This is a genomic window from Streptomyces sp. NPDC093094, assembly GCF_044754345.1.
Classification (GTDB): domain Bacteria; phylum Actinomycetota; class Actinomycetes; order Streptomycetales; family Streptomycetaceae; genus Streptomyces.
The window spans coordinates 353906-378904 of sequence record NZ_JBIVOX010000001.1 but is presented as its reverse complement, the minus strand read 5'-3'; the positions used below and the strand labels follow the sequence as shown (position 1 = coordinate 378904).

The window sequence follows — 24999 nt, the reverse complement described above, 5'->3', positions numbered from 1 at the left end:
GAGTGTGCGCACCGGGCGCCGCCCCGCCCCGTGCAGCGGTCCGCCGGACAGGGCCGGGCATGCGGCGGGCGGGAGTCGTCCGGACCGGGTCCGGTGCGCGCGTGCCGGTGCGGTGTCCGGCGGGAGGCCGCCGGACGGAGCCTAGGGCCCTTCTGGCGGATCTCCGTGGGAGAAGGAGCGGCGTTCGGTGCGTGCGATCGGTGTGCGGCGCGGAGGGTCATGTGGCGGAGCCACCTGGCCCTCCGCGCCGTGCGGCTGGGGGCACCTCCCGCGCCCTTGAGGCAGTGGGGGAGTGCGTGCCGGGCGTCGCGACGCCGCGGAGATCCGCCAGAAGGGCCCTAGTACGCCTCGTCCTCCTCCTGCGGGCCCGGTTCCAGGTCCTCCCCGCGGAGTTCCGTGACGCGTTCCAGCAGGATCGCCTCCCAGGCGTGACGGAGCTGGGTGCGCAGCAGGGGCAGGGGAACGGCGGTTTCGTGGCCGTCGAGGTGGGCGGCGAGGCGGAGCACCGCGTCGCAGCGGGCCAGCCAGAGGCCGCGCAGACAGGGGCGGGCCCCGTACCCGGCGAGGGTGGCGGCGCGCACGGCGGCGGGCGAGCCGACGGCGAGGGCGAGGCCGGCGATGTCCTCGGCCGGGTCCCCCAGGATCGCGAAGCCCCAGCCGAGGGCGCCGCGCACCCGGCCCTCGCCGCTGACGACGAGGTGGTCGCCGGTCAGACCGTGATGCACCAGGACGGCGCCACCGGGCTGCACGGCCAGCTGGACGGCGGCGGGCGGTGCGAGCTGCTGCATCCGCACCGGGTCGAACTCGTCGGCCCGGGCGAGCCGTTCCGCGGCCCGCACGGCCGCGCGGCGCAGCGACTCCAGGGAGCGCGGGGCCGTGCGCGGCACGCCGAGCACCTCGGCCTGCCGGGCCGGCACGTCGCGCAGCCCGGTGAGCAGCCCGGCCAGGTCGGCCTCGCCGACCGCGGAGACGTCCTCCCGGTCGCCCGAGCCGCCGGGCAGCAGGGTGTCGAGCGTGCAGGCGAGGCCGGGCGCCCACTCGCCGTGCGCCACGCACGCCGGCACGGCGACGGGGACGTGCGCCCGGACCAGGTCGCGCAGGCGTGCCTCGCGGCGCAGCCGGACGGATGCCTCCGGGTCGGGGGCCAGGCGCAGCACATGGCGGTCGCCCACCCACCAGGTGGTGCGCCGGCCGCTCTCGTCGACGGGCCGCACCTCGGGTCCGGACGCGTCCTGCGTGCCGTCCCTGATGAGGGTCCGGACCAGTCTGCGGACGGTGTCCGCGGTGGGTGTCGGTGCCTGGGTCATGGTCGCGCCGTCCGTCGCTCGGGGATGTGGTCGGCCGGGGGACCGGGTGCCCGCGGGGGTGCCCGGTCAGTCCGTTATGACCAGCTCGCGCGGGGAGCCGGCGAGGCGGCGGCCCCCGTCCGGGGTGACGGTGTCCTCGATGCCGGTCATCCGGGCCTCCCTGGACGGTGAAAGGGCTACGGGCAGCATCCTGCCCGGCCGCCGGGGGCGACGCGAGCCGGTCGGCGGCCCCGCCCCCACACCTAATGCCGGACACTTGCACAACCATTAGGGCTAATGTTTTGATCACCTCACACCATTAGCCCAGGGCGGAAGGACGCGCCACCGTGCTCGTACTCGCACACATCAGCGATCTGCACCTCGACGGGACCCCGCGCGCCACCGAGCGCGCCGAGCGGGTCCGCGACCGGCTGTGGAGCCTGCCGGGCCGGGTGGACGCGCTGCTGGTCACCGGCGACATCGCGGACCACGCCGCGGAGTCGGAGTACGAGGAGGCCGCCCGCGTCCTGGGGCTGCGCGACGGCGACGCGCCCTTCCCGGTGCTGACCTGCCCGGGCAACCACGACAGCCGGGCGCCGTACCGCAAGGCGCTGCTGGGCGGGGCCGCCGGCGAGGGGCCGGTCAACAGCGTCCGGGTGTTCGACGACGCCGCGGTGCTGATGTGCGACTCCAGCATCCCGGGCGAGGACGACGGGGCCCTGGACGAGGAGACGTACGACTGGATCGAGACCACGCTCGACGGGCTCGACGCGGGCCTTCCGGCGCTGCTCGCCTTCCACCACCCGCCGGTGGCGCTGCACCACCCGCTGCCGGACTCCTACCGGCTGGCCGACCCCGACCGGCTCGCCGCGCTGCTGGAGCGGCGGCCGCGGATCGCGGGGCTGATCACGGGGCACGCGCACAGCCCGGCCGCGACCGTGTTCGCCGGGCGGCCGCTGCTCGTGGGGCCGGGTGTGACCTGGACGCTGAATCTGCCCTGGGAGAGCGAGCAGGTCGCCGACCGGGACGCCCCCGTCGGGCTGGCCTTCCACGTCCTGGACGACGCGGGCCGGCTGACCAGCCACTTCCGGGTGGTCAGGTGACGATGCCCGGGACGACCGTCAGCCGCTGACGGACCCCGTTCTCATGACGCACCGTCACGGTGACCTCCCCGCCCGGGCGGGCCTTCTCCACCGCGCGGGCCAGGTCCTCGGCGGTGCCGACGCGGGCGTCGCCGAAGGTGAGCAGGACGTCCCCGCGGACCAGGCCCGCCGACCAGCCGGGCCCGGGCACATGGACGCCGACGAGCAGGGCGCCCTCCTGCCGCGCGTCGACGGCCTCCACCCCGAGGGTGGCGGGGGCCGCGCGGACCGGGGCGGGCGAGGGCCTCGCGGAAGGCGCGGGCGGACGGGGGGCCGTCCGCCCCGGGAGCACGGCGAGCCCGCTCGTGCCGATCACGGTGGTGCCCACGGCGCCGAGACCGACCCCGGACAGCACCAGCACCGTGCCCGTGAACAGGACGAACAGCAGGGTCCTGAGCCGCCGGCCGCGGCGCCGCACGGCATGCGGGCGGCGGACGGGCACCGGGTCGGTACCCCCGCCGGGCTCCTGGCCCGGCATCGGCTTGGGACGCAGCGCAGTCTGTTCCATGGTTCGCCTCCGGCCGGTGCTCTACCCGGCGCACCGGGCCGCGACGATCCACGAACGAGTGAGACTGGCCCGCGGGCGGCCGCGGGAAGCCTTACGTGTCACCCGCGCCCGAGCAGCACGTCCACGGCCCGCGCCGCCGCCCCGCGCGGAGTCCCCGCGTACACCAGCTCCGTACGGTGCACCAGACGCGGCTCCACCAGCACGACCGCCGCGGCACCGGGGACGTCCGCCGCGACGGAGTGCGGAAGCAGGGCCAGGCCCCGGCCCGCTGCGGCCAGGGCGGTCAGCACCCGCAGGTCGGTGCCGTCGTAGCGCAGGGCCGTCCGCAGGGCCCGGCCGCCGAACGCCGCGCTCAGCTCCGCCGTGGGCAGACCGGCCTGCGGGGCGTCGAGCCACAGGGCGTCCGCGAGGTCGCCGAGGCGCAGGCCCGGACGGCGGGCCAGGGGGTGCGCGGCGGGCAGCAGCACGCAGACGGGCTCCTGCGCCACGCCGTGGGCCGTCAGCGGCGCCACGTCGGGCAGCGGAAGCGGGTCGCTGGGTGCGGCCGCCCCGTCCACGAGGCCGAGGTCGGCGGCTCCGGTGGCGACCGCCGCGGGGATCTCCGCGCGCGGCAGCACCCGCAGGGTCACCCCGGCCCTCGGGAGCGCGGCGAGGACGTGCGGCCCGAAGGCCGTGGGCGTGAGGGCGAGCGTCAGGCCCTGCCCGGGCGCCGCCGCGATACGCGCCACGTCGGCACGGGCCGCCTCCAGGCGCAGCAGCAGGGGACCCGCGTGCTCCAGCAGCCGCTCGCCCGCCTCGGTCGGCACGACCGGACGGCGGGTCAGCAGCGGTGCGCCCAGGTCCCCTTCGAGCGCCGCGATGTGCTGGGACACGGCGGACTGGGTGTAGCCGAGTTCGCGGGCGGCCCCGGAGAAGGAGGCGAGCCGGGCCACGGCGACGAAGGTGCGCAGGAGATGCGGGTCCATGGGGAACCAGTATCAGTGCTGCTCATGGAACGACCGTGAATCATCGTTGGACGTGAACGGGCGGGGGCCCGGAGCATGACCCGTATGACGTCCACACCTCCTGTCGCCCGGATCGCCCTCGTCGGGGACCGCTCCCCCGGTGTCGTCTCGCACACCCGCGTGCCCGTGCTCCTCCAGGCCCTCGCCGAGCGGGACCTCCTCGTCCTCGACGCCTACTGGATCCCCTCCGAGGACGCCGCCGACGAGGAGGCGGTGCGCGGCTTCGACGCGGTGTGGGTGCTGCCGGGCAGCCCCTACCGCAGCGAGGCCGGTGTCCTCGCCGCGATCCGGGTCGCCCGCGAGGAGGGCATCCCCTTCCTCGGCACGTGCGCCGGCTTCCAGCACGCGCTGCTGGAGTTCGCGCGGGGGGTGTGCGGGCTCACGCGGGCGGCGCACGCCGAGAACGACCCCGGCGCGGCCGACCTGCTCATCGAGCCGCTGGCCTGCTCGCTCGTGGGCCACCAGGGCACCGTGGTGATCGAGCCGGGTTCCCTGGCCCATCGGGTGACCGGCGCCGAGCGGACCGTGGAGCGCTACCACTGCGCCTACGGGCCCTCCCGCCACCTCGGCACCCTGCGGGCCCATGGCATGCGCTTCTCCGGGCACGACGAGAACGGCGGCGTCCGTGTCGCCGAACTCCCCGGCCACCCCTTCTTCCTGGCCACCCTTTTCCAGCCCGAGCTCTCCGGCGGCACCCGTCCCCACCCGGTCGTCCGCGCCCTGGCCCGGGCGGCGGCGGAACACGCGGCACGCCGCCCGGGCGTCTCACCGTCTCAGCCCGCGAGCAGCGACAGGGCAGGGGCCGGAGGATGATCCGGCAGGAAGCCGTGGGTGCGGCGGGCCAGGTAGTCGGCCCGGTAACGGGGCACCGAGCGGTGCCAGTTGAGGATCCCTGACATCCAGTTCTGAAGTGCCGTCACATATCCCGCCATCGCCGCGCGGTCCTCGGCGGACAGCTCGAAGTCGTCGTACAGGAGCGGCAGTTCGACGGCGGCCACGTGCTCGAACTGCTCCATGCGCTGGTTCATCAGGTCCGCGACGACCCCGAGGCCGGTCGGGTAGTCGCAGCCGAAGAAGTTCTGCACCACCAGGACCGCGTTGTGCACCTCCCCCTCGTACTCGATCTCCTTCTGGTACGAGAAGACGTCGTTGAGCAGGCACGCGAAGTCGATCGCGGCGTTCTCCAGGGAGCGCACCGGGCCGCTGCGGCGGACCTCGGGCCGCACGTCGGGGACGTGGCCCATCCGGCACAGGCTGAGGGTGAGGTCGGAGCCGAAGGTGGCGCGGCGCATCTCCAGGTAGTCGACGGGGTCGGGGACACGGTGGTGGATCTGGTTCGCCAGCTCCCACAGCCAGCTCTCCGTCATCACGTCCACCGACGCCTTCAGGCTGCGTCTGGCCTCCTGGTCCATGCCCGCGGTGGTCCGCGCCCACAGGTCGGTCAGACCGTGCTCCATGGCGCTCACCGGCGGCAGCGGGTCCTCGCCGTCCAGCGGCATGCAGGCCGACAGGCGTGCCGTGGTGAGGCGGGCGGCGGCGAGGTCGCGGCGGTGCCCGAACACCAGCGGGTAGTAGTCGTCGCCGTAGGTGCCCCAGGCGAGCCAGTGGGCGCTGAGGTCGAGCGCCTCCTGGCTGCCGTCCGGGTCGAGCCCGGCCGAGCACAGCGCCAGGTCGCAGGAGCCGAGCTTGTCCTCGTCCCAGACGCCCTCGGTGAGGATGCCCGTGCTGTGCGACCAGGCCACGAGGGAACGGCGGGCCTCGTCGAGGCCGGGGTTGAGACGCAGCGCGAACGGCATACGGATGTCGGGGACGACGGACGGGCCGACCTTCCGGAACGGCGTGTGGAGGTGGGCCCGCAGCCGTTCGGCGCCGGCCGAGGCGAGCAGGGCGCGGATGCCGGCGGTGCCGCCCGGGGCGCCCGGGGCGCTCCACGCCGGGGCGGTGACGGCGTTCTCGTTCATGTACCGGCTGGAGCGCAGATGCCACTCGTGGCCGCCGGACTGCCAGTCCTGGAGGCCCTTGGCGTACGCGGCGACGGCGGCGACCTCGGCCGGGGCGAGGCCCTTCTCCAGCGCGACGGCGGGCACCTCGGTGAACGCGGTGTGCTCGAACTGGTGGAGGCGTGAGGTGAGGACGTCGTTGACGGTGTCGGCGGCCTCCTGGGTGGTGCAGCCGAAGAAGGTCTCCAGCACGAGCACGCCGTTGCTGTTCTCGCCCTCCTCCTCGACCTCCCGCTGGTAGGAGAACAGGTCGTTGCGCAGATGCACGGCGTCGGAGAAGGTCTCCATCAGCACACGCAGCGGCCTGGAACCGGCGACGGCGGAGGGCACCTCGGCGGTGGCGTACTCCACGAGTCCGGCCGACCAGGGGGCGCCGCCGACCTTGCGGCGCATCTCGATGTACTCGACCGGGTTGGCGATCCGGCCCTCGTTGATGTTGGACAGCTCCCACATCGACTCGTTGAGCAGGTGCTCGGTGGCGACGGCGAAGCGGCGGCGCCAGTCGGCGGACATCGCCGGGACGGTGCGGGTCCACAGGTCGGCCAGGCCCGCCTCGACCGCGTTGACCGGCTCCGGCATCGGCGTCGCCGGGTCCATCGGCATGAACAGCGGCAGCCGGTCCAGATACGCCTTGCCGCCGGTGCGGTCCTGGCTGCGCTTGAAGGTCTCCAGGAAGTGGTCGTCGAAGAAGAACACCCACACGTACCAGTCGGTGATCAGCGACAGGGCGGGACCGTCGCAGTCGGGGTGGGTGTAGGCGCAGAGCAGGCCGTAGTCGTGCGCGTCGAGGTCGGCCTGCTCCCAGATCCCGGACCCTTCCAGCATGCCCATCTCCCGCGCCCACTCGGTCGAGTGGGTCCGTGCCTCGTCGAGGTGCGGGTTCAGGCGCGCGGGATGCGGCATGTAGAAGTGCGGGAGTTCGAACGGCTGGGTCATGGCCGGGGCCCTACCCGTGGGCCGCCGGGCGCATCCGTCCGGGCCCACATGATCACACCATCGCGTGAATCGCCCCCGGAACCAGGGAGGTTCCCGGCGCGCGGGCCTGCGCGTGCGCCCTTGCCGAGCCGCTTCCCGCCGGTCACCTTGGTCGCATGACCTCCTTCACCCTCCCTCATGAGCTGCACGGCGAAGGCGCCCACAAGGTGTTCGCCGTGCACGGCTGGTTCGCCGACCGCTCCGCGTACGCGGCCGTCGTCCCGGACCTGGACGTCACGTCCTTCCAGTACGCGCTGGTCGACCTGCGCGGCTACGGCCGGGCCGCGGACGCCCAGGGCTCCTGGACCACCGGGGAGGCGGCGCTGGACCTGGTGGAACTGGCCGACCGGCTGGGCTGGGAGCGGTTCTCGGTGGTGGGGCACTCGATGGGCGGGGCGGTCGCCCAGCGGCTGCTGGCCGTGGCGCCGCAGCGGCTGCGCCGGATCGCGGGCGTCTCGCCGGTCCCGGCGTCGGGGCTGGCGCTGCCGCCGGAGCAGTGGGAGCTGTTCGCGGACGCCGGGCACCGGCCGGAGAACCGGCGCGCGATCATCGACATCACGACCGGCGGGCGCCGCCCGGACGCGTGGCTGGACCGGATGGTGGCCCGGTCCCTCGCGGTCAGCGACGCCAAGGCGTTCCGCGCGTGGCTGGACTCGTGGGCGCTGGACGACTTCCACGCGCGCGTGGAGGGCGCGCAGGTGCCCGCGCTCGCGGTGGCCGGGGCGCTGGATCCCGCCCTGTCGGCCGAGGTGATGCGGCAGACGTGGATGGCCTGGTACCCGCGCGCGGAGCTGGCCGAACTGCCCTGCGCCGGGCACTACGCCATGGACGAGACACCGCTGGAGGTGATCCGTGCGGTGGAGGACTTCCTGCGCGCGGACGGGGAGGACGGCGGGGCGTGACCGTGCGCGACGCCGCTCCCGCGGTCCCCGACGTCTTCGATCCGCGCCGCTACGCCGCCGGGGTCCCGTACGACGACTACCGGGTCCTGCGCGATCATCACCCGGTGGCCCGGCAGGAGGAGCCGGAGGTGCTCGGCTGGCCGGCCGGGCCGGGCTTCCGGGCGGTGACCCGGCACTCGGACGTGGTGCGGGTGCTGAAGGACGCGGCGGTCTTCTCGTCGTACGCGGGCGCGACCCAGATCCGCGATCCCGACCCGGCCGATCTGCCGTTCCTCCGGCGGACGATGCTCAACCAGGATCCGCCGGAGCACGGCGGGCTGCGGCGTCTGGTGAGCCGCGCCTTCACCCCCGGACGGATCGAGCGGTTCGCCGCGGTCGCCGGGGAGCGGGCCCGCGCCCTGTGGGCGGACGCGCTGCGGCGGGCCCGGGAGGAGGGCGGCACGGTCGACGTGGTCGCCGCGGTCACCGACGAGTACGCGCTGCTCAACCTGGCCGATCTGCTCGGCGTTCCGGAGAGCGACCGCGGGCTGCTGCTGCACTGGACCCGGCGGGTGATCGGCTACCAGGACCCGGACGAGGCGGACGTGCCGGTGCTGGACGACGGGGGCCGGCCGGTGAATCCGCGCTCGCCCGCGCTGCTGGGGGACATGTTCGCGTACGCACGGGAGCTGGCCCGGCACAAGAGGCGCCGGCCGGGCGACGACGTGCTGACCGTGCTCGCGCACGACGGTGAACTCGACGGCGCGGAGCTGGAGATGTTCTTCTTCCTGCTGACGGTCGCCGGGAACGACACCGTCCGCAGTGCCGCCCCGGGCGGACTGCTGGCGCTGGCGGAACATCCGCGGGAGTACCGGCGGCTGTACGAGGGGGAGGTGGAACTCGGCACGGCGGTGGAGGAGTTGCTGCGCTGGCATCCGCCCGTGCTCAGCTTCCGGCGTACCGCGGTGCGGGACACCGAGCTGGCCGGGCAGAAGATCCTCGCGGGCGAGAAGGTGGTCGTCCTCCACGCCTCCGCCAACCGGGACGAGCGGGTCTTCGCCGATCCCGGCCGGCTGGATCTCGCCAGGACACCCAATCCGCACGTGTCCTTCGGGCACGGACCGCATGTCTGTCTGGGCGCGCATTTCGCACGGCTCCAGCTGCGGCTGCTGTACCGGGAGGCGCTGCGGGCGCTGCCCGCCGGGTGGACGGCCGGGCCGCCGCGGCGGCTGGTGTCGAACTTCATCAACGGCGTCAAATCACTCCCCCTGTCAGTGACTTGACGCCGTCGATCCGCCTTCCCGGGGCCGCGGGCCCGGGCCCGGGAAGGCGGAGGCGTGCCGGCCGGCGCCCATCCGCACCGGCCGGCACGCCCGTCAGGGGCCGGCCTCGCTCAGAAGGTCAGGTTCCAGCTGTTGAGCGTGCCGCTGTCGGCCGAGTAGACGTCCTGGACGCGCAGCTTCCAGGTGCCGTTCGCGACCTCGGAGGAGGCGTTCACCGTGTAGGTGGTGTTGACGTTGTCCGCGGAGTCCGAGGAGCTGGAGGACTTCAGACGGTAGCTCGTACCGTCCGGGGCGACGAGGTCGACGACCAGGTCACCGCGGTAGGGGTGGGTGATGTTCACCCCGGCCTTGAGGGTGGCGGGGGCGTTGCCGGAGACGCCGGAGACGGTGATCGGGGACTCGATCGCCGCGCCGCCGTCCGGGACGGCCACCGCGGTGGTGCTGGAGAAGACGGTGCCGGTGCCGGTGCCGCCGGCGACCGCCTGGACGGTCTTGGCGGCGTCGGCCAGACCGGCGCCGCAGCCGCCGCTGCACGCGCCCGGCAGCGGGCGGGCGTTGGCCTTGAGGGCCGACTCGATCTGGGCCGGGGTCAGCGCGGGGTTCGCCGCCTTCATCAGCGCCACCAGGCCCGCGATGTGCGGGGTGGCCATGCTGGTGCCCTGGTAGTAGGCGTAGGACTCGGTGGACGGCGTCCTGGTGCCGGAGTTCAGCGTGGAGTAGATGCCGTTGGCGGTGCCGGTGCTGGTCTGGCCGCCGGGCGCCGAGATGTCCACGAGGGAGCCGTAGTTGGAGTAGGACGCCTTGGCGCCGGTGCGGCTGGTGGCGGCGACCGAGATGACGTTGCCGCAGTTGCCCGGCGAGTGGTTGGCCACGTTGTCGTTCTCGTTGCCCGCCGCCACGACGACCGTGGTGCCGCGGTTCACGGCGGCGGTGATCGCGGACTGGGTGGCGGAGGTGCAGGCGCCGTCGCCGCCGAGGCTCATGTTGATGACCTTGGCGACATTGGTGTTGGCGGGCACGCCGGAGACGGTGCCGCCGGACGCCCAGGTGATGGCGTCGATGATGTCGGAGTCGTAGCCGCCGCACTTGCCGAGCACCCGCAGCGGGGAGATCTTGGCGCCGTACGCGATGCCGGCCATGCCCTTGCCGTTGTTGGTGGCCGCGGCGATGGTGCCGGCCACGTGGGTGCCGTGCCAGGAGGAGTTGCCGGCCGGGACGCCCGCGCCGCAGTCGCCCGCGTTGTACCAGTCGCCCGGGTCGGCCGGGTTGGAGTCGCGGCCGTTGCCGTCGACGGAGACAGCGGTGTCGGAGATGAAGTCGTAGCCGCCGACGATGTTCGCGGCGAGGTCGGAGTGGGCGACGTAGCCGGTGTCGATGACGGCGACGGTCACGCCGGTGCCGGTGGTGGTGTTCCAGGCGCCGGGCACGTTCATGCCCGCGGTGGCCTCGAACAGGTCCCACTGCTTGGCGTAGTCGGTGTCGTTCGGGTCGGCCTTGGGCTTGTTCAGACGGTCCGGCACGACGTAGGCGACCTGCGGGTCCGCCCGGTACTCGGCGATGACGTCGGCGACGTCCGTGCGGGTGAGGTCCTCGCCGAGGTCGACGAGGGCGGCGCCGGTGCCGAGACGGCGCCGGAAGTCCAGGCTCTCGCCGGCCTCCTTGCCCTTGGCGACGGCGTCGGCCTCGGCGGCGGTGTTGGAGGTGGCCTCGGCGGCACCGGACTTGTAGCCGACGATCAGACGCTCGGCGGGGGCGCCGGGGGCGGCCTCGGTGCGGGCCGCGAGGTCGGCGGGGGCGGCCGGCGCGGCGGTGTCCTGGGCGACGGCGACCGTCGCGGTGGCGGCGGTGAAGAGCGCCGCGGAGACCGCGGCGGCGGATATGAGTCTGCGGCGGGTGGAGGGAGAAGTGCGCAAGGGCTTGCCTTTCGTGGCCGGACTCCGGGCAGCGCGGAGCGGCGGTCGAGCGCTTCGTCGTCGAAGCGGTGGGGGCTGTTCGAAAAGCGGTTCGCGATGGCCGGCCAGACCTGGTGCACCGACCCGGTGTGGGGGTTACCTGTGGGTCGGCGGTGCTCGAACGATAGGGAACGAGACGCGCGTAGGGGTACAGGGGAAACCCTTGATCAGGCCGGAAACCCACCCTCGCCGTCGGCTGCTTGAGCGGGGATGCACCCTTTGGTCCGGGCTTCGCGCGCGCGTTCGCGCCGCGGCGGCGGCGCGATGCGTGCCCTCGTGTCCGGCCGGCACTGAACGCTCGGGGCGCGAGGGCCGTACTGCCTTCGGAAGCCCGTACGCCCCACGAACCGGAGGAGGCCCGTATGCCCGGCGCCCCCACCACCGCAGCCACCGCCGCGGCAGCCGCCCTGCTGCTTCCCGCGCTGGTCCTCGCCGCGTCGGCCCCGGCCCACGCGCACGGCGCTCCGACGGACCCCGTCTCCCGGACGGTGGCCTGCTCGCCCGACGGCGGCGACCGCGCACGGTCGGCGGCCTGCCGGGCGGCGGTCGCGGCGAACGGCGGGCCCATCGCCGCGTGGGACAACCTGAGACTGCCGGACGTCGGCGGCCGGGACCGGCAGACCCTCGCCGACGGCCGGCTGTGCAGCGCGGGACTGCCCGGTTACCGGGGCCTCGATCTGGCCCGCGCCGACTGGCCGGTGACACGGCTGACGCCGGGCGGCACGATCACGGTGTCGTACGAGTCGACGATCCCCCACGCCGGGACGTTCAAGTTCTTTCTGACGAAGCCTGGTTACGACCCGACGCGGCCGCTCACCTGGTCCGCCCTGCCGGAGCGGCCGTTCGCCGAGGTCCGTGACCCGGCCCTGGAGGACGGCGCCTACCGGATGCGCGCGACCCTGCCGGCGGACCGGACAGGGCGGCATGTGCTGTACACGGTGTGGCAGAACAGCAGCACCCCGGACACGTACTACTCCTGCTCGGACGTGGAGTTCGCGCGGGCTCCCGGGACCGCGGCACCGACGGCCGCCGCCGGGGGCACGGCCGGGACCGGGAAGGGCGGTCCGGCCGGCGCCGGGACTCCGTCCGGGAGCGGGGCGGCGCCGGAGGCCGGGAGGAAGACCCCCGAGGCCGCGGAGCCGTCCGTGTCACGGCCCGCGGCCACCGCGGAGGAGGCCGCCGGGACCGTGAAGGACCCCGCGGACGGGAGCACTCACCCGCCGATCGCCGCGACCCCTGTGGCCCAGGCCGAGTCCGGCCCCTCCGCCCCCTGGATGGCGGGCGCTGCCGCCGGTGTGCTCGCGCTCACCGGCGGCATCGCCCTCGCCCTGCGACTGCGCCGCGGGGCGTGAACCGGGCGCGGAGGGACGTCAGTTGACGTAGACCGCCGCTCCGCCGGTCGTCACCGGCGCGTACTTGGCCGTGAAGTGGGCGTTGGCGAAGCACAGCGACGAGCCGGAGACCTTGCTGAAGGGCTGGTTGGAGAAGGCGATGCTGTTGTCGGTGTTGCTCGCGGTGCCGGTCAGGCTCGCGCCCTGGTAGACGCAGGTGATGTTGCCGAGCAGGGTGCGCAGCGAGACCGTGGTGCGGACGGCGGAGCCGCTCGGCGGGGTGACCGAGACGACGCCCTCGGAGGTCACGGTCGCGGTGTACGGCAGGTTCTGGAGCGTGATGCCGTTGACCCCGAGGACTCCGGTGACGTTGCTGGTGCAGCCGCCGAAGGTGTGCGCGGTGAGGGACTCGGTGGCCGTGCCCGGCGCGGTCGGGTTGCCGGTGACGGTGGCCGAGAACTGCGAGGACGTGCAGGTCACACCGCTGGTGCCGGTGGAGCTGGAGTAGAACGTGGCGGCTGTGCCCGCGGCCAGGGACGCGTTCAGGACGGCACCGGTGGCGACGGGCGTGCCACCGGCTCCCCCCGTGGTCAGCACGGGCCCGGCGGCCGCGCCGGCGGGCCCGGCCGCCGGAAGGGTGAACGCGGCCACCGCGGCCGCGAGACCGATGAAGGTGCGTATACGCATGTGGATGCCTCTCCTGCGGATGGGGGTGGCGGCCGTGCCGGTCCGGGTACGCGGCCGTGCCGCGGGACGGGCCGGATCCGGCGCCACGGATCCGGGCGAAGCAAGGGAGGTTGTAGAGCTGATGCTCCGTCAACGTCAAGGCTTCGAACATAAGTTGACGCCACATCAAGTAAATGTGTGCAGCCTGCTGACAACGGGTTCAACAAATGCGCACGCACTGTTGACCGGTGCATGTAACCGCCGGTAACTTCCCGGTACGGCCACTGCGGGGCGCGGGAAAGCCCTTGCGAACACCGGGAGTCGCAAGCGGGCGCACCGCCGTGGCCGCCGTCCGCGCCAGGACACCGCGCCACTGGAACCCACTCCGCACGCGTCTGCACCTGGGAGCAGTCATGGCCTCGTCCTCGGACCACACGCCGCACCCCGGCACCACCCCCGAACCGCCCGTGAACGATTCCGCCGAAGCGCCGGCGGTCCCCGAAAGACGCGGCCGGGTCCGGCTGCGGCGTGCCGCGCTGCCGGCCGTCGCCGCCGTCGCAGGTCTCGCCGGGCTGGCGGTCCTCACCGCCGAGGGAGCCCTCGGCGTGCAGTTCGCCATCTCCGGCATGCCGTTCACCGTCACCGCGACCGAGCTGAAGGGCACCGGCTTCGAGCAGTTCGGCGCGCTGGACAACATGGCGGAGGGCAGCCCCAACGCCGGCGACACCGGCGGCCAGGTGCTGGTCGTCACCTCCGTGATCAAGAACGCCACGCTGACCGATCTGTGCCAGAGCGTCGACCTCGGCGGCACCAACCTGCTGATCACCGCGGGCAGGGGCGAGCAGAAGGTGCAGGCGACCGATCTGACCACCGACTCCACCCAGCTGTCGGGCGACGCCCGGTTCGGGAACATCGAGATCGGCAACGACGCCAGCACCCTGACCAAGGGCGGCGTGCAGGGGCCGATCGGCGTGTTCAGCCAGCAGGCCGACACCGTACGCATCGACGATCTGCGGCAGACCAACTACGCCACCACGGCGGGAGTGTTCAAGCTGCCCGGCCTGAAGCTCCGCTTCAGCGAGTCGGGCTGCTGAGCCGATGGCACCGGATCGCGAACGCCCGCGGCCCCGGGCCGCCTTCCGCCGCTGGCGGGGCAGCCGGCCCTTCTGGGGCGGGCTGCTGCTCACCCTCGGCGGGGCGGAGATCCTGCTCACCATGAAGGCGTCGCTGAAGGTCGTGCTGCACATCGGCATGCAGGGGCTGGCCGGGTATCTGCTGCCGGTGCTGATGGTGCTGTGCGGTCTGCTGATCCTCTTCAGCCCCGCCCAGCGGCTGTTCTACTCGCTCACCGGCCTGCTGCTCTCGCTGGGCAGCTGGCTCACCTCGAACCTCGGCGGCTTCCTGCTGGGCCTGCTGCTCGGAGCCGCCGGGAGCTGTCTGGCCTTCGGCTGGCTGCCCGACCAGGAGCCGCGCCGCCGCCGGGGGCTCCGTCACGGCAAGGCACGGGCGGCCGCCGCCCGTTGAGCAGAACGGCCGCCGCGCGGTGGGCGCCGGGGGCCGCGGGAAAGCGGTGGGCACCGGGGGCAGGGCCGGGGACCGCGGGCCGCGGGGAAGGTGCACGCCACCGCGTACGCCGCTCCCCGCGGCCCCCGGCCCGCGCCGCCCGGCTCCTCCAGCCCGACCGGGACGGGCCGGGCGCCGGGCGTCAGACGTCGGGCGCCGGGCGTCAGACCAGACCGGCCGACTTCAGCCACGCCTTGGCCACGTCCAGCGGGTCCTTGTTCTCCAGCTGCACCTGGGAGTCCAGTTCGAGCAGCGTCTCGGTGTCGAGCTCGGCGGAGACCGCGTTCAGCGCGGCGACCCCCTCCTCGGACAGCCCGCTCCTGTGGACCAGCGGAGTGACGTTGGCGAAGCCGAAGAGGTTCTTCGGGTCCTTCAGGACGACGAACTTCTCCTTGGTGATGGTCGGGTCGGTGGTGAAGATGTCCGCGGCCTGCACGGTGTTCTTCTTCAGCGCCGCCTGGGTGAGCGGGCCGCCCGCGTCCAGCGCCTTGAACGACTTGAACTTCAGGCCGTACTCGGCCTCCAGCCCGAGCAGACCCTGGTGACGGGTCTGGAACTCCGGCGATCCGCCGATCACCAGCTCGGGCGCGGCCTCCTTGAGGTCGGCGAGCGTGGACGCGTCGGTGAGGCCGTACTTCTCCGCCGTCTCGGCGTTGACCGAGACCGAGTCCTTGTCCTCGGCGGGCGAGGACTCCAGCAGCGTCAGCTTGGGGTCCAGCTTCGCCTCGGCGGCGGCGTTGACCGCGTCGGCCGACTTCTGCTCGGCCTTGGGGTCGAGATAGGCCAGCAGGGAGCCGTTGTACTCGGGCAGCACGGTGATCGTGCCGTTCTTGAGCAGACCGTAGGTGGTCTCACGGCTGCCGATGTTGGGCTTGTAGGTGACCTCGATGCCCTTGGCCTTCAGGGCCTCGCCGTAGATGTCGGCGAGGAGGATGCTCTCGGCGAAGTTGTTCGAGCCGACGACGACGGAGTCCCCCTCCGCCTTGTCCTCGGCGAGCGGGTTGTCGGAGGTGCCGTCGTCCGAGCCACATCCCGCAGCGAGGGCCGCCATGACGGCGAGCGCGACGGCGGCCGCGCCGGGGTGTCTCGTGCTGGTCCAGCTGCTCTTCTCGGTTGAAGTCACAATTCCCGTTCCGGGCTCGGAGGTTGATGGGCAGGGCTGGGCGAACGCTGTCGAGGTGCGGGGTGCGGGCTCCGCACCCGCCGATCCAATCCAGCGGATTCTCGGTCAGTCAAGTGCTTCCCGGTGACCGATCGAGCGCGCAGAGTGCCGAGTCGGGCGGCCTGCATGAACGAAACGTCATCGGACGACGGCGGTTCGTAACGGAGTTTTGATCCGGACTCACGCCGCCCGCCTCCTCAAGAGGCGGTAGTCTCCCGGGAGTTGGCGTCCGCCACGGCAGTGCCGCGGCGCCGCGTCCACCCTTTCCCGTACCGGTCGGAACCGGTCTGCGACAGTCACATGAAATCTTCCCGAGCCCGGCAGGCCCGAAGGAGGCGCCGTGTCCCCGAAGGAACGGAGCGGCCTGCGCGGACTGCGCGGCCTCGCCGACCGGTGGCCCTTCCGCCGCAAGCTCAATGTGCTGCTGGGTGTTCCGCTCGCCGTCATCGCCCTGCTCCTCACCTATCTCGTCACCGACCTGCTCCAGGAGTCCGACCGGGCGCGGTCGGCGGCCCGGCTGGTGCGCGACAGCGGTCAGGTGGCCCGGCTGGTGGACCGGCTGGAGGCGGAGCACATGCAGGCGATCCTGCTGTCCGTGCGCCACGAGGCCGCCGAGGGCGTTGCCGCGCCCTCCGTCACGGCCTACCGCGACGCCCAGAAGGTCGTGGACCGGCAGATCGCCGAGGTGCGCGAGGCGTTCGGGGACCGGCTGCCGCCCACCGAGGCACGGGCGCTGCGCGAGGTCGAGGGCCTGGACGGGCTGCGCGCCACGATCGAGCAGGGCTATCTGCCCGCCGACAACATCGACCCCGCGTACGCGGGCGCCGCCCAGGGGCTCATCGACGGGCTCGGTCTCGGCCGTGACTCCGTGCTCGCGGCCACCCGCACCGGCTCGCTGCTGGAGTCGCTGCTGCGCGCCGGTGCCGCGCACGGCTCCTTCGAGACCGGCGTCTTCGCCGCGGGCACCCGCGACTCCAACGCGCTGACCCAGCTCCTGGGCGCCGTCGGCTCCTACGAGCTGTACACCTACCACGCGGACCGGTTCACCCGGCTGGCCACCGAGCAGCAGGCCGACCGGCTGCGCGGCATGGAGCACAACCCGGCCCAGGCCGCCATCGCCCTGAGCTACGCCGAGCTGCTCATCGACCCCAGCGGCCTCCAGGCCGGCTCCCTGCCCGAGATACGGACCGCGTTCCGGCGTGCGCTGTCCGCCTACCCCGACTTCCGCACACAGGCCGGGATCCGGCTCGGCGTCACCACCGCGCTGATCGGCCAGATCGCAGGCCGGGCGGACACCGCCGCCGACGACGCCCAGTGGCGCGCGGGGCTGCTGCTGGGTCTGGCGCTGCTGGGCTGCCTGGTGTGGTTCACCCTGTCCGTCGCCGTGCGCCGGTCGGTCGTACGGCCGGTGCAGGCGCTCACCGGCGCGGCGCGGCAGGTCGCCGAGGCGACGGGGCGGGAACTCGCGCGGGTGGCCGCCGACGACACCGCGGACGAGGGGCCGCCGCGGCTGCGGGCGGTGCCCGTCACCGCGCGCGACGAGATCGGCGACCTCGCCGAGGCGTTCAACCATGTGCAGACCACCGCGGCCGCGCTGCTGGAACGCCAGGTGCTCAGCCGCCGCAACGTCGCCGAGATGTTCGGCAACGTGGGCCGCCGGGTCAGCAATCTCACCACCCGGCAGCTCGCCCTCATCGACGCGGTCGAGCGCGGCGAGACCGATCCGGCGCTTCTCGAACGGCTCTACGGCATCGACCACATCGCGGTCCGGCTGCGCCGCAACGCCGACAGTCTGATGCTGCTGGCCGGGCTGCGCGAGACGGTCCTGGACGCCGGGCCGGCGAGACTCACCGACACCGTACGGGCCGCGCTCGGCCAGATCGAGGGCTATCAGCGCGTCGAGCTGCACGCCGGCACCGAGGCGACGGTGGCGCCCGACGTGACGGGCGACCTGACGCTGATGGTGGCCGAACTCCTCGACAACGCGGTCAGGTTCTCGCCCGCGGGCACCCCCGTGGAGGTGACGGTCGCCGCCGGCTCCGGTGCCGCCGGAGCGACGGTGACGGTCGTCGACCACGGCCTGGGGCTGAGCGGCGAGCGGCTGGCCGAGGAGAACGCCCGCCTCGTACGGCGTGAGCGGCTGGACCTCGTGCCGACGAAGGTGCTCGGTCTGTTCGTGGTGGGCACGCTGGCACGCCGCTGGGGCATCGGCGTCCGCCTCTCCCGCACCCGCGGCGGCGGGGTGACGGCCGAGGTGACGCTCCCCGCGGCCCTGCTGCCCTCGACCGGGCCCGCCGCACCTGCCTCCGTACCCGCCGAGCCCGCTGTACCCGCCGGACCCGGCGCCTCCACGGACGCGACCGGCTCCGGCGAGGACACCGGCCCGGCGGCCGGGCCCGAGGACGTCCCCGGGAAGGCGGTGAACGCCGCCGTCGAGGCGCACGGGCCGCCCGACGGCGGGGACGGCACCCGTGCGGACGAGCCGCGCGACCCCCAGGACGGCAGCGCGCTCCCCCGCCGGGTCCGGCGTCCGCAGGCCCCGGGCACGGGCACGGGCGGCACCCCGCTCATCCCCAAGGCCCGCACCGAGCCCGCCCCGGCGGCCGAACGCACGGACCCCGGCCCCGCACCCGAGGACCCGGACCCGGCGCGGCCCCGCGACGAGGCCGGCCGGGCCGCCTCGCGTCCCCTGCGCCGGAGGGTCCGGGGGGCGACCCTGCCCGCGTCGGCCACCGGGTCCGCCGGCCGGCGGTCCACGGACCGCGACAGCACGGCCCCCGCCGACGCGGACGCGGTGCGCAGCGAGCTGGAGGAGTTCGAGGCGGCCGTGGAACGCGCCCGCCGGGACAGCGCCCGGCGGCCCGGCACCGCCCCGGCGGACACCCACCCCACCGGCGGCCGTCCCCACGGCGCCGGCCCCGGCACGACGCGTCCCGGTGACGCGGACCCGGACCACAACCCCCCGGAAGGAGCGGAGCAGTGAGCACGTCGACAGAGGGCAGTGCGGCGGGAGGCGGCTCGGCGGAGGAACTGCGGGCTGCCGCGGCGGACTTCACCTGGCTGCTCAACCGTTTCGCGACGGAGACGGCAGGCGTGGTCGACGCGATCGCGGTGTCCTCGGACGGGCTGCTCATCGCGGTGGCGCAGCTGCGTGAACGCGCCCACTCCGAGCGGCTCGCCGCGATCGTCTCGGGCCTGACCAGTCTCGCCGCGGGAGCGTCCGGCAACTACGGCCTCGGCGCGCTGAACAAGGTCATCATCGATCTGGAGGGCGGCCATGTCCTGGTCTCCGCGATCGGCTCGGGCGCGGTGCTCGGCGTGGTCGCCGACAAGGCGGCCAAACTGGGCAACATCGCCTATGAGATGACCCTGTTCGCCAATCGCGCCGGCACCGCGCTCAGCCCTCAGCTCGTGCTGGAGCTGAAGAACAGCGTCGGCGTGGCGCAGTCCGGCTGACCGGCGGAAGAGGACGCGCGCGCCCATGACGGACGGCCGCACCGCGAGCGGGCCGGGCGGGGACGGCCCACCGTCGGAACCCGCCGGTCCGGTTGTCGCGGCTCCCGTGCCCGGCCCGGATCCGACGGGCCCGGCACCCGGGAGCCCGGCGTCCGGCCCCGCCACCACCGGCCAGGAACCCGCAGACCCGGCCCCCGCTCCCGCACCCGGTCCGGAACCCGTCGAGCCGGAACACGAGAGCCCGGCACCCGGTCCCGCCACCACCGGCCAGGAACCCGCAGAGCCGGCACCCGGTCCGGAACCCGTCGGCCCGCAACCCGGGAGCCCGGCGTCCGGCCCCGCCACCACCGGCCAGGAACCCGCAGACCCGGCCCCCGCTCCCGCACCCGGTCCGGAACCCGTCGAGCCGGAACACGAGAGCCCGGCACCCGGTCCGGTTCCCGCCGTACGGCCGTTCCTGGTCACCGCCGGCCGGGTGGCGCCCACCGCGTCCGGGCGGCCGATGCCCGTCGAGACCCAGGTGGTGGCCACCGCCGAGGGACTCGCCGCGCTCGGCCGGCTCTCCTTCGAACGGCACGACATCGTCGCCGTCTGCCGTCGGCCGCAGTCGATCGCGGAGATCGCCGCCCGGCTGCGGCTGCATCTGAACGTCGTCCGGGTGCTGGCCGAGGACCTGCGTGCGGCCGGGCAGCTGACGGTGCACGTGCCCGACACGGCGGCCACCCACGACGCGTCCGTCCTGCGCAGGGTCATCGAGGGCCTGCGCGCCATCCCCGACTCCCGAGGGGTACCGCGTGACTCCGACTGAGCAGTTCGCCGCCCCCGCCACGGCCGGGCCCGCCGGTGTGCGGCCGCCGCTGCCGGTGAAGGTGGTGGTCGCGGGCGGTTTCGGCGTGGGCAAGACCACCGCCGTCGGCTCGATCTCCGAGATCGAGCCGCTGACCACCGAGGCCCCGATCACCGAGGTCGCGGCGGGCGTGGACGACCTCACCCACACCCCGCGCAAGACCACGACCACCGTGGCGATGGACTTCGGCTGCATCACCATCGACCCCACGCTGAAGCTGTATCTGTTCGGCACCCCCGGGCAGGAACGGTTCGACTTCATGTGGGACGACATCGTCGAGGGCGCGGTCGGCGCGCTGGTCGTCGTCGACACCCGCCGCCTCGACGACTGCTACGCCGCCGTCGACTGGTTCGAGCACCGCGGCATCCCGTTCGCGGTCGCCGTCAACGCCTTCGACGGGCGGGTCGAGCACACCCTGGAGGAGGTCCGCTGGGCGCTGGACGTCTCCGACGGTGTCCCGGTGCTGGTCTTCGACGCCCGTGAGCGCGGCTCCGTGCGCGACGCCCTGCTCGCCGTGCTGGAACTGGCCCTGGCCCGGCAGGAGACCGGGCCCTGACCGTGCCTACGCGGTTCTGCGCACGCCCGGCGACACCGCGACGCGGCCCGCGGCCCAGAACAGCGCGAGGGTCACGAGGGCCAGTCCGGCCACCAGGCCGGCGCCGCCGACGACCTTCTCGTAGTCGCGCTGGTAGAGCCCGTCGACGATGTAGCGGCCGAGGCCGCCGAAGCCGACGTACGCGGCGATGGTGGCGGTGGAGACGATCTGGACGGCCGCCGTGCGCAGCCCGCCGAGGACCAGCGGGAGGGCGTGCGGCAGTTCGACGCGCAGCATGATGTCCTGCTCCCGCATGCCCATGCCGCGGGCGGCGTCCACCGGCGAGGGATCGACGGAGCGTACGGCCTCGTACGTGGTCACGAGGATCGGCGGCACGGCGAGCACGACGAGCGGGATCATCACCGGCAGCATGCCGAAGCCGAGCAGCATGGTCATCAGCACCAGCAGACCGAAGGTGGGCAGGGCCCGGCCGGCGGTGGCGATCAGCGCGAGGACGTTGCCGCCGCGCCCGTAGTGTCCGGTGACCAGGCCGACGGGCAGTCCGATGACGGCGGCGAGGGCGAGCGCCTCCAGCGTGTACCGGACGTGCTCGGTGACCCGTACGGGGATGCCGTCGTAGCCGTGCCAGTGGGCGCCGTCGGCGAAGAAGGCGTGGGCGAAGTCGATTACGTTCACCGGGCGGTGTCCTTCGCGGCAGACCTGGGGCGCCGGCCGCCGCGCGGCATCCAGGGGGTGAGCAGGGCGCGTACGCCGACCAGCAGCGCGTCGGCGAGGACCGCGAGGACGGCCATGGTGAGCACGGCGTTCCAGGCGAGTTCGGGCCGGTTGTAGATGCTCGCGTCGTGCAGCAGATTGCCGAGGGCGCCCTGGTTGCCGATCAGCGTGCCGACGCTCACCAGGGAGATGCTGGAGACGGTCGCCACCCGCAGCCCCGCGATGATCGCGGGCACCGCGATCGGCAGCTGCACCTGCGCGTAACGGCGCAGGGGACCGAGGCCCATGGCCCGGGCGGCGGCGAGGGTCTCCGGCGGCACCGAGCGCACGCCGTCCACGATGGCCGGGACGAGGACGACGAGGGTGTAGACGGTGAGCGGGATCATCACCGTCAGCTCGGTCTGCCCGGTGTAGTCGATGAGGACGACGAAGAAGGCCAGCGAGGGGACGGCGTAGAGCACGGTCGTCACCGCCAGCACGGGCGGGTACAGCCAGCGCAGCCGCACGCACAGCTGGGCCAGCGGCAGTGCGAGCAGCAGTCCGGCGAGGACGGGCAGCAGGGCCTCGCGCAGATGCAGGGCGATCAGACCGAGCCAGCTGTGCTGGAGGTCGCTGGGGATGTCGAAGAAGCGGTTCATCCGGCGACCCCGGCCTCGGCGACCCCTGCCTCGGGACGCCCTGCCTCGGGACGCCCGGCGGCGTGGGCGCCCCGGATGGCCTCGCCGATGGTCTGCTGGGACACCACACCGGCGGCCCGCCCCTCGGCGTCCACGGCGACGGCCCAGCCGGTCGGCGACAGCACGGCGCAGTCGAGCGCGGCCCGCAGCGAGTCCCTGCCGTGCACGAACGGCCTGCCGTGCGACAGCAGCCGGCCGGGGTCGATCGCGCCCGCGACGAGGTCCTCGGGCGCGCTCCAGCCGAGCGGGCGGCCCTCCAGGTCGGTGACGAGCAGATAGGGGGATCCGCCGGCGCCGCGGGCGGCGAGCTGTTCGGCGGTGGAGTCGACGGCCACGACCGGGGCGGTGAGCAGGTCGAGGCCGGAGGAGCCGAAGAAGGACAGCCGGCGGATGCCCCGGTCGGCGCCGAGGAAGTCCTCGACGAAGGCGTCGGCGGGGTGCGAGAGCAGTTCGGCGGGCGGGGCGAACTGGGCGAGCCGGCCGCCGGTGCGCAGCACGGCGACCATGGTGCCGAGCTTGACGGCCTCGTCGATGTCGTGGGTGACGAAGACGATCGTCTTGCCCAGCTCCCCCTGGAGCCGCAGGAGTTCGTCCTGGAGTCCCTTGCGCACCACGGGGTCGACGGCGGAGAACGGCTCGTCCATCAGCAGCACCGGCGGGTCGGCGGCCAACGCCCTTGCCACACCCACGCGTTGCTGCTGGCCACCGGAGAGCTGGTAGGGGTAGCGCCGGGCGAGCGAGACGTCCAGGCCGACGCGTTCCATGAGCTCACGGGCGCGTTCACGGGACCGCGCCCGGCCCCAGCCGAGCAGCCGGGGCACGGTGGCGATGTTGTCGAGGATGGTGCGGTGCTGGAAGAGGCCGGCGTTCTGGATGACGTAACCCATGGACCGGCGCAGGGTGTTGACCGGCTGCCGCCGGATGTCGTCGCCGTCGAGGAGGATCGCGCCCTCGGTCGGTTCGATCATCCGGTTGATCATGCGCAGGGTGGTGGTCTTGCCGCAGCCGGAGGGGCCGACGAGGACCGTGATCGACCGGTCGGGTATGTCGAGGGAGAGCCGGTCGACCGCCACCGTGCCGTCCGGGTACCGCTTGGTGACTGAATCCATCCGTATCAAGACGGACACCCTCCGGGGGTTGGGCAGGGGGCTGTTGACGGTCGAGTCTAGAGGGCGGGCGTTGCGGCGGTGTGGAGCGCGCGTGAGGCCGCCGGGTGCCGCCGCGTCCGGGCCGCGGGCGCGTGGTGACCGGTCGCGCGCGCGGGTGCGCGGCACGCGCGCGGCGGCCGGCCCGCGGTGAACTCCCGCCGGTGGACGGGGCCGTGGGTCCGTGTGGCGTCGGACGTCATGGGCCGGCCGGTTCGGGCCCGTGCCCTTCGGCCGTCTCCGCCGTGCCCGGGCGGGGCCGCAGCCGGGCCGCGAGGACGGCCACGTCGTCCTCGGCGTGTGCCGCGTCCAGCTCGGCGAGGACGGTCTCCAGGACCGCCTCCACACCCGGTGCGCCCGTGAAGCGGAGCCGGGCCAGACGGTCGAGGGAGAGGTCGATGTCCTCGCCGCGGCGCTCGACGAGTCCGTCGGTGAACAGCAGCAGCGTCTCGCCCGGCCCCAGCCGGCAGGTGGCGGGTTCGTAGCCGCCGAGGCCGGTGCCCAGCGGCGGGCCGACCGGGACGGGCAGCACGGACGTCTCCCCGTTCGCGTCGATCACGGCGGGCGGCAGATGCCCGGCACTGGCGAGGGTGATCTGCCCGCGCACGGCGTCGACGCGGGCGATCAGACAGGTGGCGGGCCGGCGGTCGGGTTCCCCCGAGACGATGTCGTCCAGCTGGCGCAGCACCCGGTGCGGGGGCAGGTCGGCGGAGGAGATGTAGCGCAGGGACTGCCGGTAGGCAGTCATGTCCACCGCGGCCTCCACACCGTGCCCCATGACGTCGCCGACGACCAGCAGGGTGCGCCCGAAGTGCAGCCGGACGGTCTCGCACCAGTCGCCTCCGACGAGGGTGCGCTGCCCGACGGGCCGGTAGCGGATGGCCACGTCCAGGTTGGGGTGCGGGCGGCCCGGCTCGGCGAGCAGGGCACGCTGGAGGTCGCCGACGATCCGGCTGACCCGGTCGTGCTCACGGGCCTGCCGGATGTGGGAGGCCGCCCGCTCGGCCAGCAGCGCGAGGAGTTCCTTCTCGGAGCGGGTGAAGGGCGTGCCGGGCCGCCCGCAGACCAGGACGCCGTAGTGGTCCGGGCCGGTGACCAGCGGCACGCACAGCGCGGCCCGGGTCCCGCCGCGGCGGCGTCCGGCGCCCCCGGCCGACACGGCCTCGGCCCGGCCCGGGTCAGGCAGCAGGCCCGCGTCCCCCTGGACCGCCTCGTAGCGCGGCCCGGTCCCGCCGGTACCCCGCAGCAGCGCGGCCGCGCATCCGGTGGCCAGGGCGGCGGCCCGGGTCAGCTCGGCGCGGGTGGTGTCCTCGTCCAGCGTGGTCCCCACACCCGCGACCGCCGCCCGCACGGCATCGGGCAACGCCCGCACGGGCCTTCGGACGGGCCGTGTCCATCGCGCCAGACTCACCCTCACCACCCTCAAAGGGTCACAAATCCCTACGGACAACGCACCGGCACCGCACCCCGCGCCTCTCGCCCCGCACCCCGCGCCTCTCGCCCCGTGTCCCGCACCCCTCACCCCGCGCCCCGCGCCTCTCGCCCCGTGTCCCGCACCCCTCACCCCGCGCCCCGTGTCCCGCACCCCTCACCCCGCACCCCGTGTCCCGCACCCCTCACCCCGCACCCCGTGTCCCGCACCCCTCACCCCGCACCCCGCGTCCCGCACCCCTCACCCCGCGCCCCGCGTCCCGCGCCCCGCGCCCCGTGTCCCTCACCCCTCACCCCGTGTCCCGCGCCCCGCGTCCGCTCGGGGGTGCCGCGCCGCCGTTCCTCTCCTCTCCCGCCCCGGGATGCCGCGTCGCCCTCCCGCCCGCGCCGCTTCCGCGGGCGGACACCGGGGCGTCATGC

21 protein-coding genes and 1 pseudogene are annotated in these 24999 nt (G+C 74.2%); 11 read left to right on the top strand and 11 right to left on the bottom strand.

Translation table 11 applies throughout. From position 1 onward, the window contains the following. Positions 1 to 338: 338 nt before the first annotated feature. Positions 339 to 1307, bottom strand: a complete 969-nt coding sequence (locus ACIQGV_RS01310; protein ID WP_402488742.1) for an aminoglycoside phosphotransferase family protein — start codon at positions 1305 to 1307, stop codon at positions 339 to 341. Between the two features lie 326 nt (positions 1308 to 1633). Between ACIQGV_RS01310 and ACIQGV_RS01305 the strand changes: the two genes are divergently transcribed. After that, positions 1634 to 2389 carry a metallophosphoesterase gene (locus tag ACIQGV_RS01305; RefSeq protein WP_402488739.1) on the top strand — a complete coding sequence of 252 codons (756 nt, stop codon included), beginning with the start codon at positions 1634 to 1636 and terminating at the stop codon, positions 2387 to 2389. Here the strand turns inward: ACIQGV_RS01305 and ACIQGV_RS01300 are convergent. Together ACIQGV_RS01300 and ACIQGV_RS01295 are read right to left on the bottom strand one after the other, a co-directional pair. Further along, positions 2382 to 2936: a PDZ domain-containing protein gene (locus ACIQGV_RS01300; RefSeq protein ID WP_402488736.1), complete on the bottom strand. Its 555-nt coding sequence runs from the start codon at positions 2934 to 2936 to the stop codon at positions 2382 to 2384. The two genes, ACIQGV_RS01305 and ACIQGV_RS01300, sit on opposite strands and share 8 nt — an antisense overlap. 98 nt (positions 2937 to 3034) lie before the next feature. After that, a complete protein-coding gene (locus ACIQGV_RS01295; RefSeq protein WP_402488733.1) occupies positions 3035 to 3901 on the bottom strand; it encodes a LysR family transcriptional regulator in 867 nt (288 codons plus the stop codon). Positions 3902 to 3985: 84 nt separating this feature from the next. Here ACIQGV_RS01295 and ACIQGV_RS01290 point away from each other — a divergent pair, with 84 nt between their 5' ends. Continuing rightward, complete coding sequence (locus tag ACIQGV_RS01290; RefSeq protein WP_402488730.1) at positions 3986 to 4753, top strand: hypothetical protein; 768 nt, start codon at positions 3986 to 3988, stop codon at positions 4751 to 4753. On the opposite strand, the gene cyc2 is transcribed toward ACIQGV_RS01290, so the two are convergent. Further along, on the bottom strand, positions 4714 to 6876 hold the full coding sequence (gene cyc2, locus ACIQGV_RS01285; RefSeq protein WP_402488727.1) for a germacradienol/geosmin synthase Cyc2: 2163 nt from the start codon (positions 6874 to 6876) through the stop codon (positions 4714 to 4716). The two genes, ACIQGV_RS01290 and cyc2, sit on opposite strands and share 40 nt — an antisense overlap. 155 nt (positions 6877 to 7031) lie before the next feature. Between cyc2 and ACIQGV_RS01280 the strand changes: the two genes are divergently transcribed. Together ACIQGV_RS01280 and ACIQGV_RS01275 are read left to right on the top strand one after the other, a co-directional pair. Next, the gene (locus ACIQGV_RS01280) at positions 7032 to 7817 is read left to right on the top strand and encodes an alpha/beta fold hydrolase (protein ID WP_402488725.1); all 786 of its coding nucleotides are present in this window, start codon (positions 7032 to 7034) and stop codon (positions 7815 to 7817) included. Then, on the top strand, positions 7814 to 9079 hold the full coding sequence (locus tag ACIQGV_RS01275) for a cytochrome P450 (RefSeq protein WP_402488722.1): 1266 nt from the start codon (positions 7814 to 7816) through the stop codon (positions 9077 to 9079). Before ACIQGV_RS01280 ends, ACIQGV_RS01275 begins: the two co-directional genes overlap by 4 nt. A 110-nt stretch (positions 9080 to 9189) precedes the next feature. Here the strand turns inward: ACIQGV_RS01275 and ACIQGV_RS01270 are convergent, their stop codons facing one another. Beyond that, positions 9190 to 10992: a S8 family peptidase gene (locus ACIQGV_RS01270; protein ID WP_402488719.1), complete on the bottom strand. Its 1803-nt coding sequence runs from the start codon at positions 10990 to 10992 to the stop codon at positions 9190 to 9192. Positions 10993 to 11393: 401 nt separating this feature from the next. Here ACIQGV_RS01270 and ACIQGV_RS01265 point away from each other — a divergent pair, with 401 nt between their 5' ends. Further along, positions 11394 to 12383 (top strand): lytic polysaccharide monooxygenase, encoded by a 990-nt coding sequence (locus tag ACIQGV_RS01265; RefSeq protein ID WP_402488717.1) that lies wholly within the window; start codon positions 11394 to 11396, stop codon positions 12381 to 12383. Between the two features lie 18 nt (positions 12384 to 12401). Here the strand turns inward: ACIQGV_RS01265 and ACIQGV_RS01260 are convergent, their stop codons facing one another. After that, positions 12402 to 13049, bottom strand: a complete 648-nt coding sequence (locus tag ACIQGV_RS01260; protein ID WP_402488714.1) for a Tat pathway signal sequence domain protein — start codon at positions 13047 to 13049, stop codon at positions 12402 to 12404. 392 nt (positions 13050 to 13441) lie between these two features. Here ACIQGV_RS01260 and ACIQGV_RS01255 point away from each other — a divergent pair, with 392 nt between their 5' ends. Beyond that, the gene (locus tag ACIQGV_RS01255; protein ID WP_402488711.1) at positions 13442 to 14122 is read left to right on the top strand and encodes a DUF6230 family protein; all 681 of its coding nucleotides are present in this window, start codon (positions 13442 to 13444) and stop codon (positions 14120 to 14122) included. Between the two features lie 4 nt (positions 14123 to 14126). Continuing rightward, positions 14127 to 14552: a DUF6114 domain-containing protein gene (locus ACIQGV_RS01250; protein ID WP_402488709.1), complete on the top strand. Its 426-nt coding sequence runs from the start codon at positions 14127 to 14129 to the stop codon at positions 14550 to 14552. A gap of 202 nt (positions 14553 to 14754) precedes the next feature. Here the strand turns inward: ACIQGV_RS01250 and ACIQGV_RS01245 are convergent, their stop codons facing one another. Beyond that, the gene (locus tag ACIQGV_RS01245; RefSeq protein WP_402488706.1) at positions 14755 to 15714 is read right to left on the bottom strand and encodes an ABC transporter substrate-binding protein; all 960 of its coding nucleotides are present in this window, start codon (positions 15712 to 15714) and stop codon (positions 14755 to 14757) included. 379 nt (positions 15715 to 16093) lie between these two features. On the opposite strand from ACIQGV_RS01245, the gene ACIQGV_RS01240 reads away from it, so the two are divergent. From ACIQGV_RS01240 to ACIQGV_RS01225, 4 genes and pseudogenes are all read left to right on the top strand, one after another. Further along, entirely contained in the window at positions 16094 to 18736 is a 2643-nt protein-coding gene (locus tag ACIQGV_RS01240; RefSeq protein WP_402488703.1) for an ATP-binding protein, read from the top strand. Further along, the gene (locus tag ACIQGV_RS01235; protein WP_402488700.1) at positions 18733 to 19209 is read left to right on the top strand and encodes a roadblock/LC7 domain-containing protein; all 477 of its coding nucleotides are present in this window, start codon (positions 18733 to 18735) and stop codon (positions 19207 to 19209) included. The genes ACIQGV_RS01240 and ACIQGV_RS01235 overlap by 4 nt, the downstream gene beginning before the upstream one ends. A gap of 379 nt (positions 19210 to 19588) precedes the next feature. Continuing rightward, positions 19589 to 20017, top strand: a pseudogene (locus ACIQGV_RS01230) (DUF742 domain-containing protein); the annotation flags it as partial. Further along, on the top strand, positions 20004 to 20612 hold the full coding sequence (locus tag ACIQGV_RS01225; RefSeq protein WP_402488697.1) for a GTP-binding protein: 609 nt from the start codon (positions 20004 to 20006) through the stop codon (positions 20610 to 20612). The pseudogene ACIQGV_RS01230 and the gene ACIQGV_RS01225, both read left to right, overlap by 14 nt. 6 nt (positions 20613 to 20618) lie before the next feature. Here the strand turns inward: ACIQGV_RS01225 and ACIQGV_RS01220 are convergent, their stop codons facing one another. From ACIQGV_RS01220 to ACIQGV_RS01205, 4 genes are all read right to left on the bottom strand, one after another. After that, entirely contained in the window at positions 20619 to 21287 is a 669-nt protein-coding gene (locus ACIQGV_RS01220; RefSeq protein WP_402488695.1) for an ABC transporter permease, read from the bottom strand. Further along, positions 21284 to 21964: an ABC transporter permease gene (locus ACIQGV_RS01215; RefSeq protein ID WP_402488693.1), complete on the bottom strand. Its 681-nt coding sequence runs from the start codon at positions 21962 to 21964 to the stop codon at positions 21284 to 21286. Before ACIQGV_RS01215 ends, ACIQGV_RS01220 begins: the two co-directional genes overlap by 4 nt. Then, a complete protein-coding gene (locus ACIQGV_RS01210; RefSeq protein WP_402489470.1) occupies positions 21961 to 23121 on the bottom strand; it encodes an ABC transporter ATP-binding protein in 1161 nt (386 codons plus the stop codon). Before ACIQGV_RS01210 ends, ACIQGV_RS01215 begins: the two co-directional genes overlap by 4 nt. Before the next feature lie 226 nt (positions 23122 to 23347). Then, positions 23348 to 24520, bottom strand: a complete 1173-nt coding sequence (locus ACIQGV_RS01205) for a PP2C family protein-serine/threonine phosphatase (protein ID WP_402489467.1) — start codon at positions 24518 to 24520, stop codon at positions 23348 to 23350. Between the last annotated feature and the right edge of the window lie 479 nt (positions 24521 to 24999).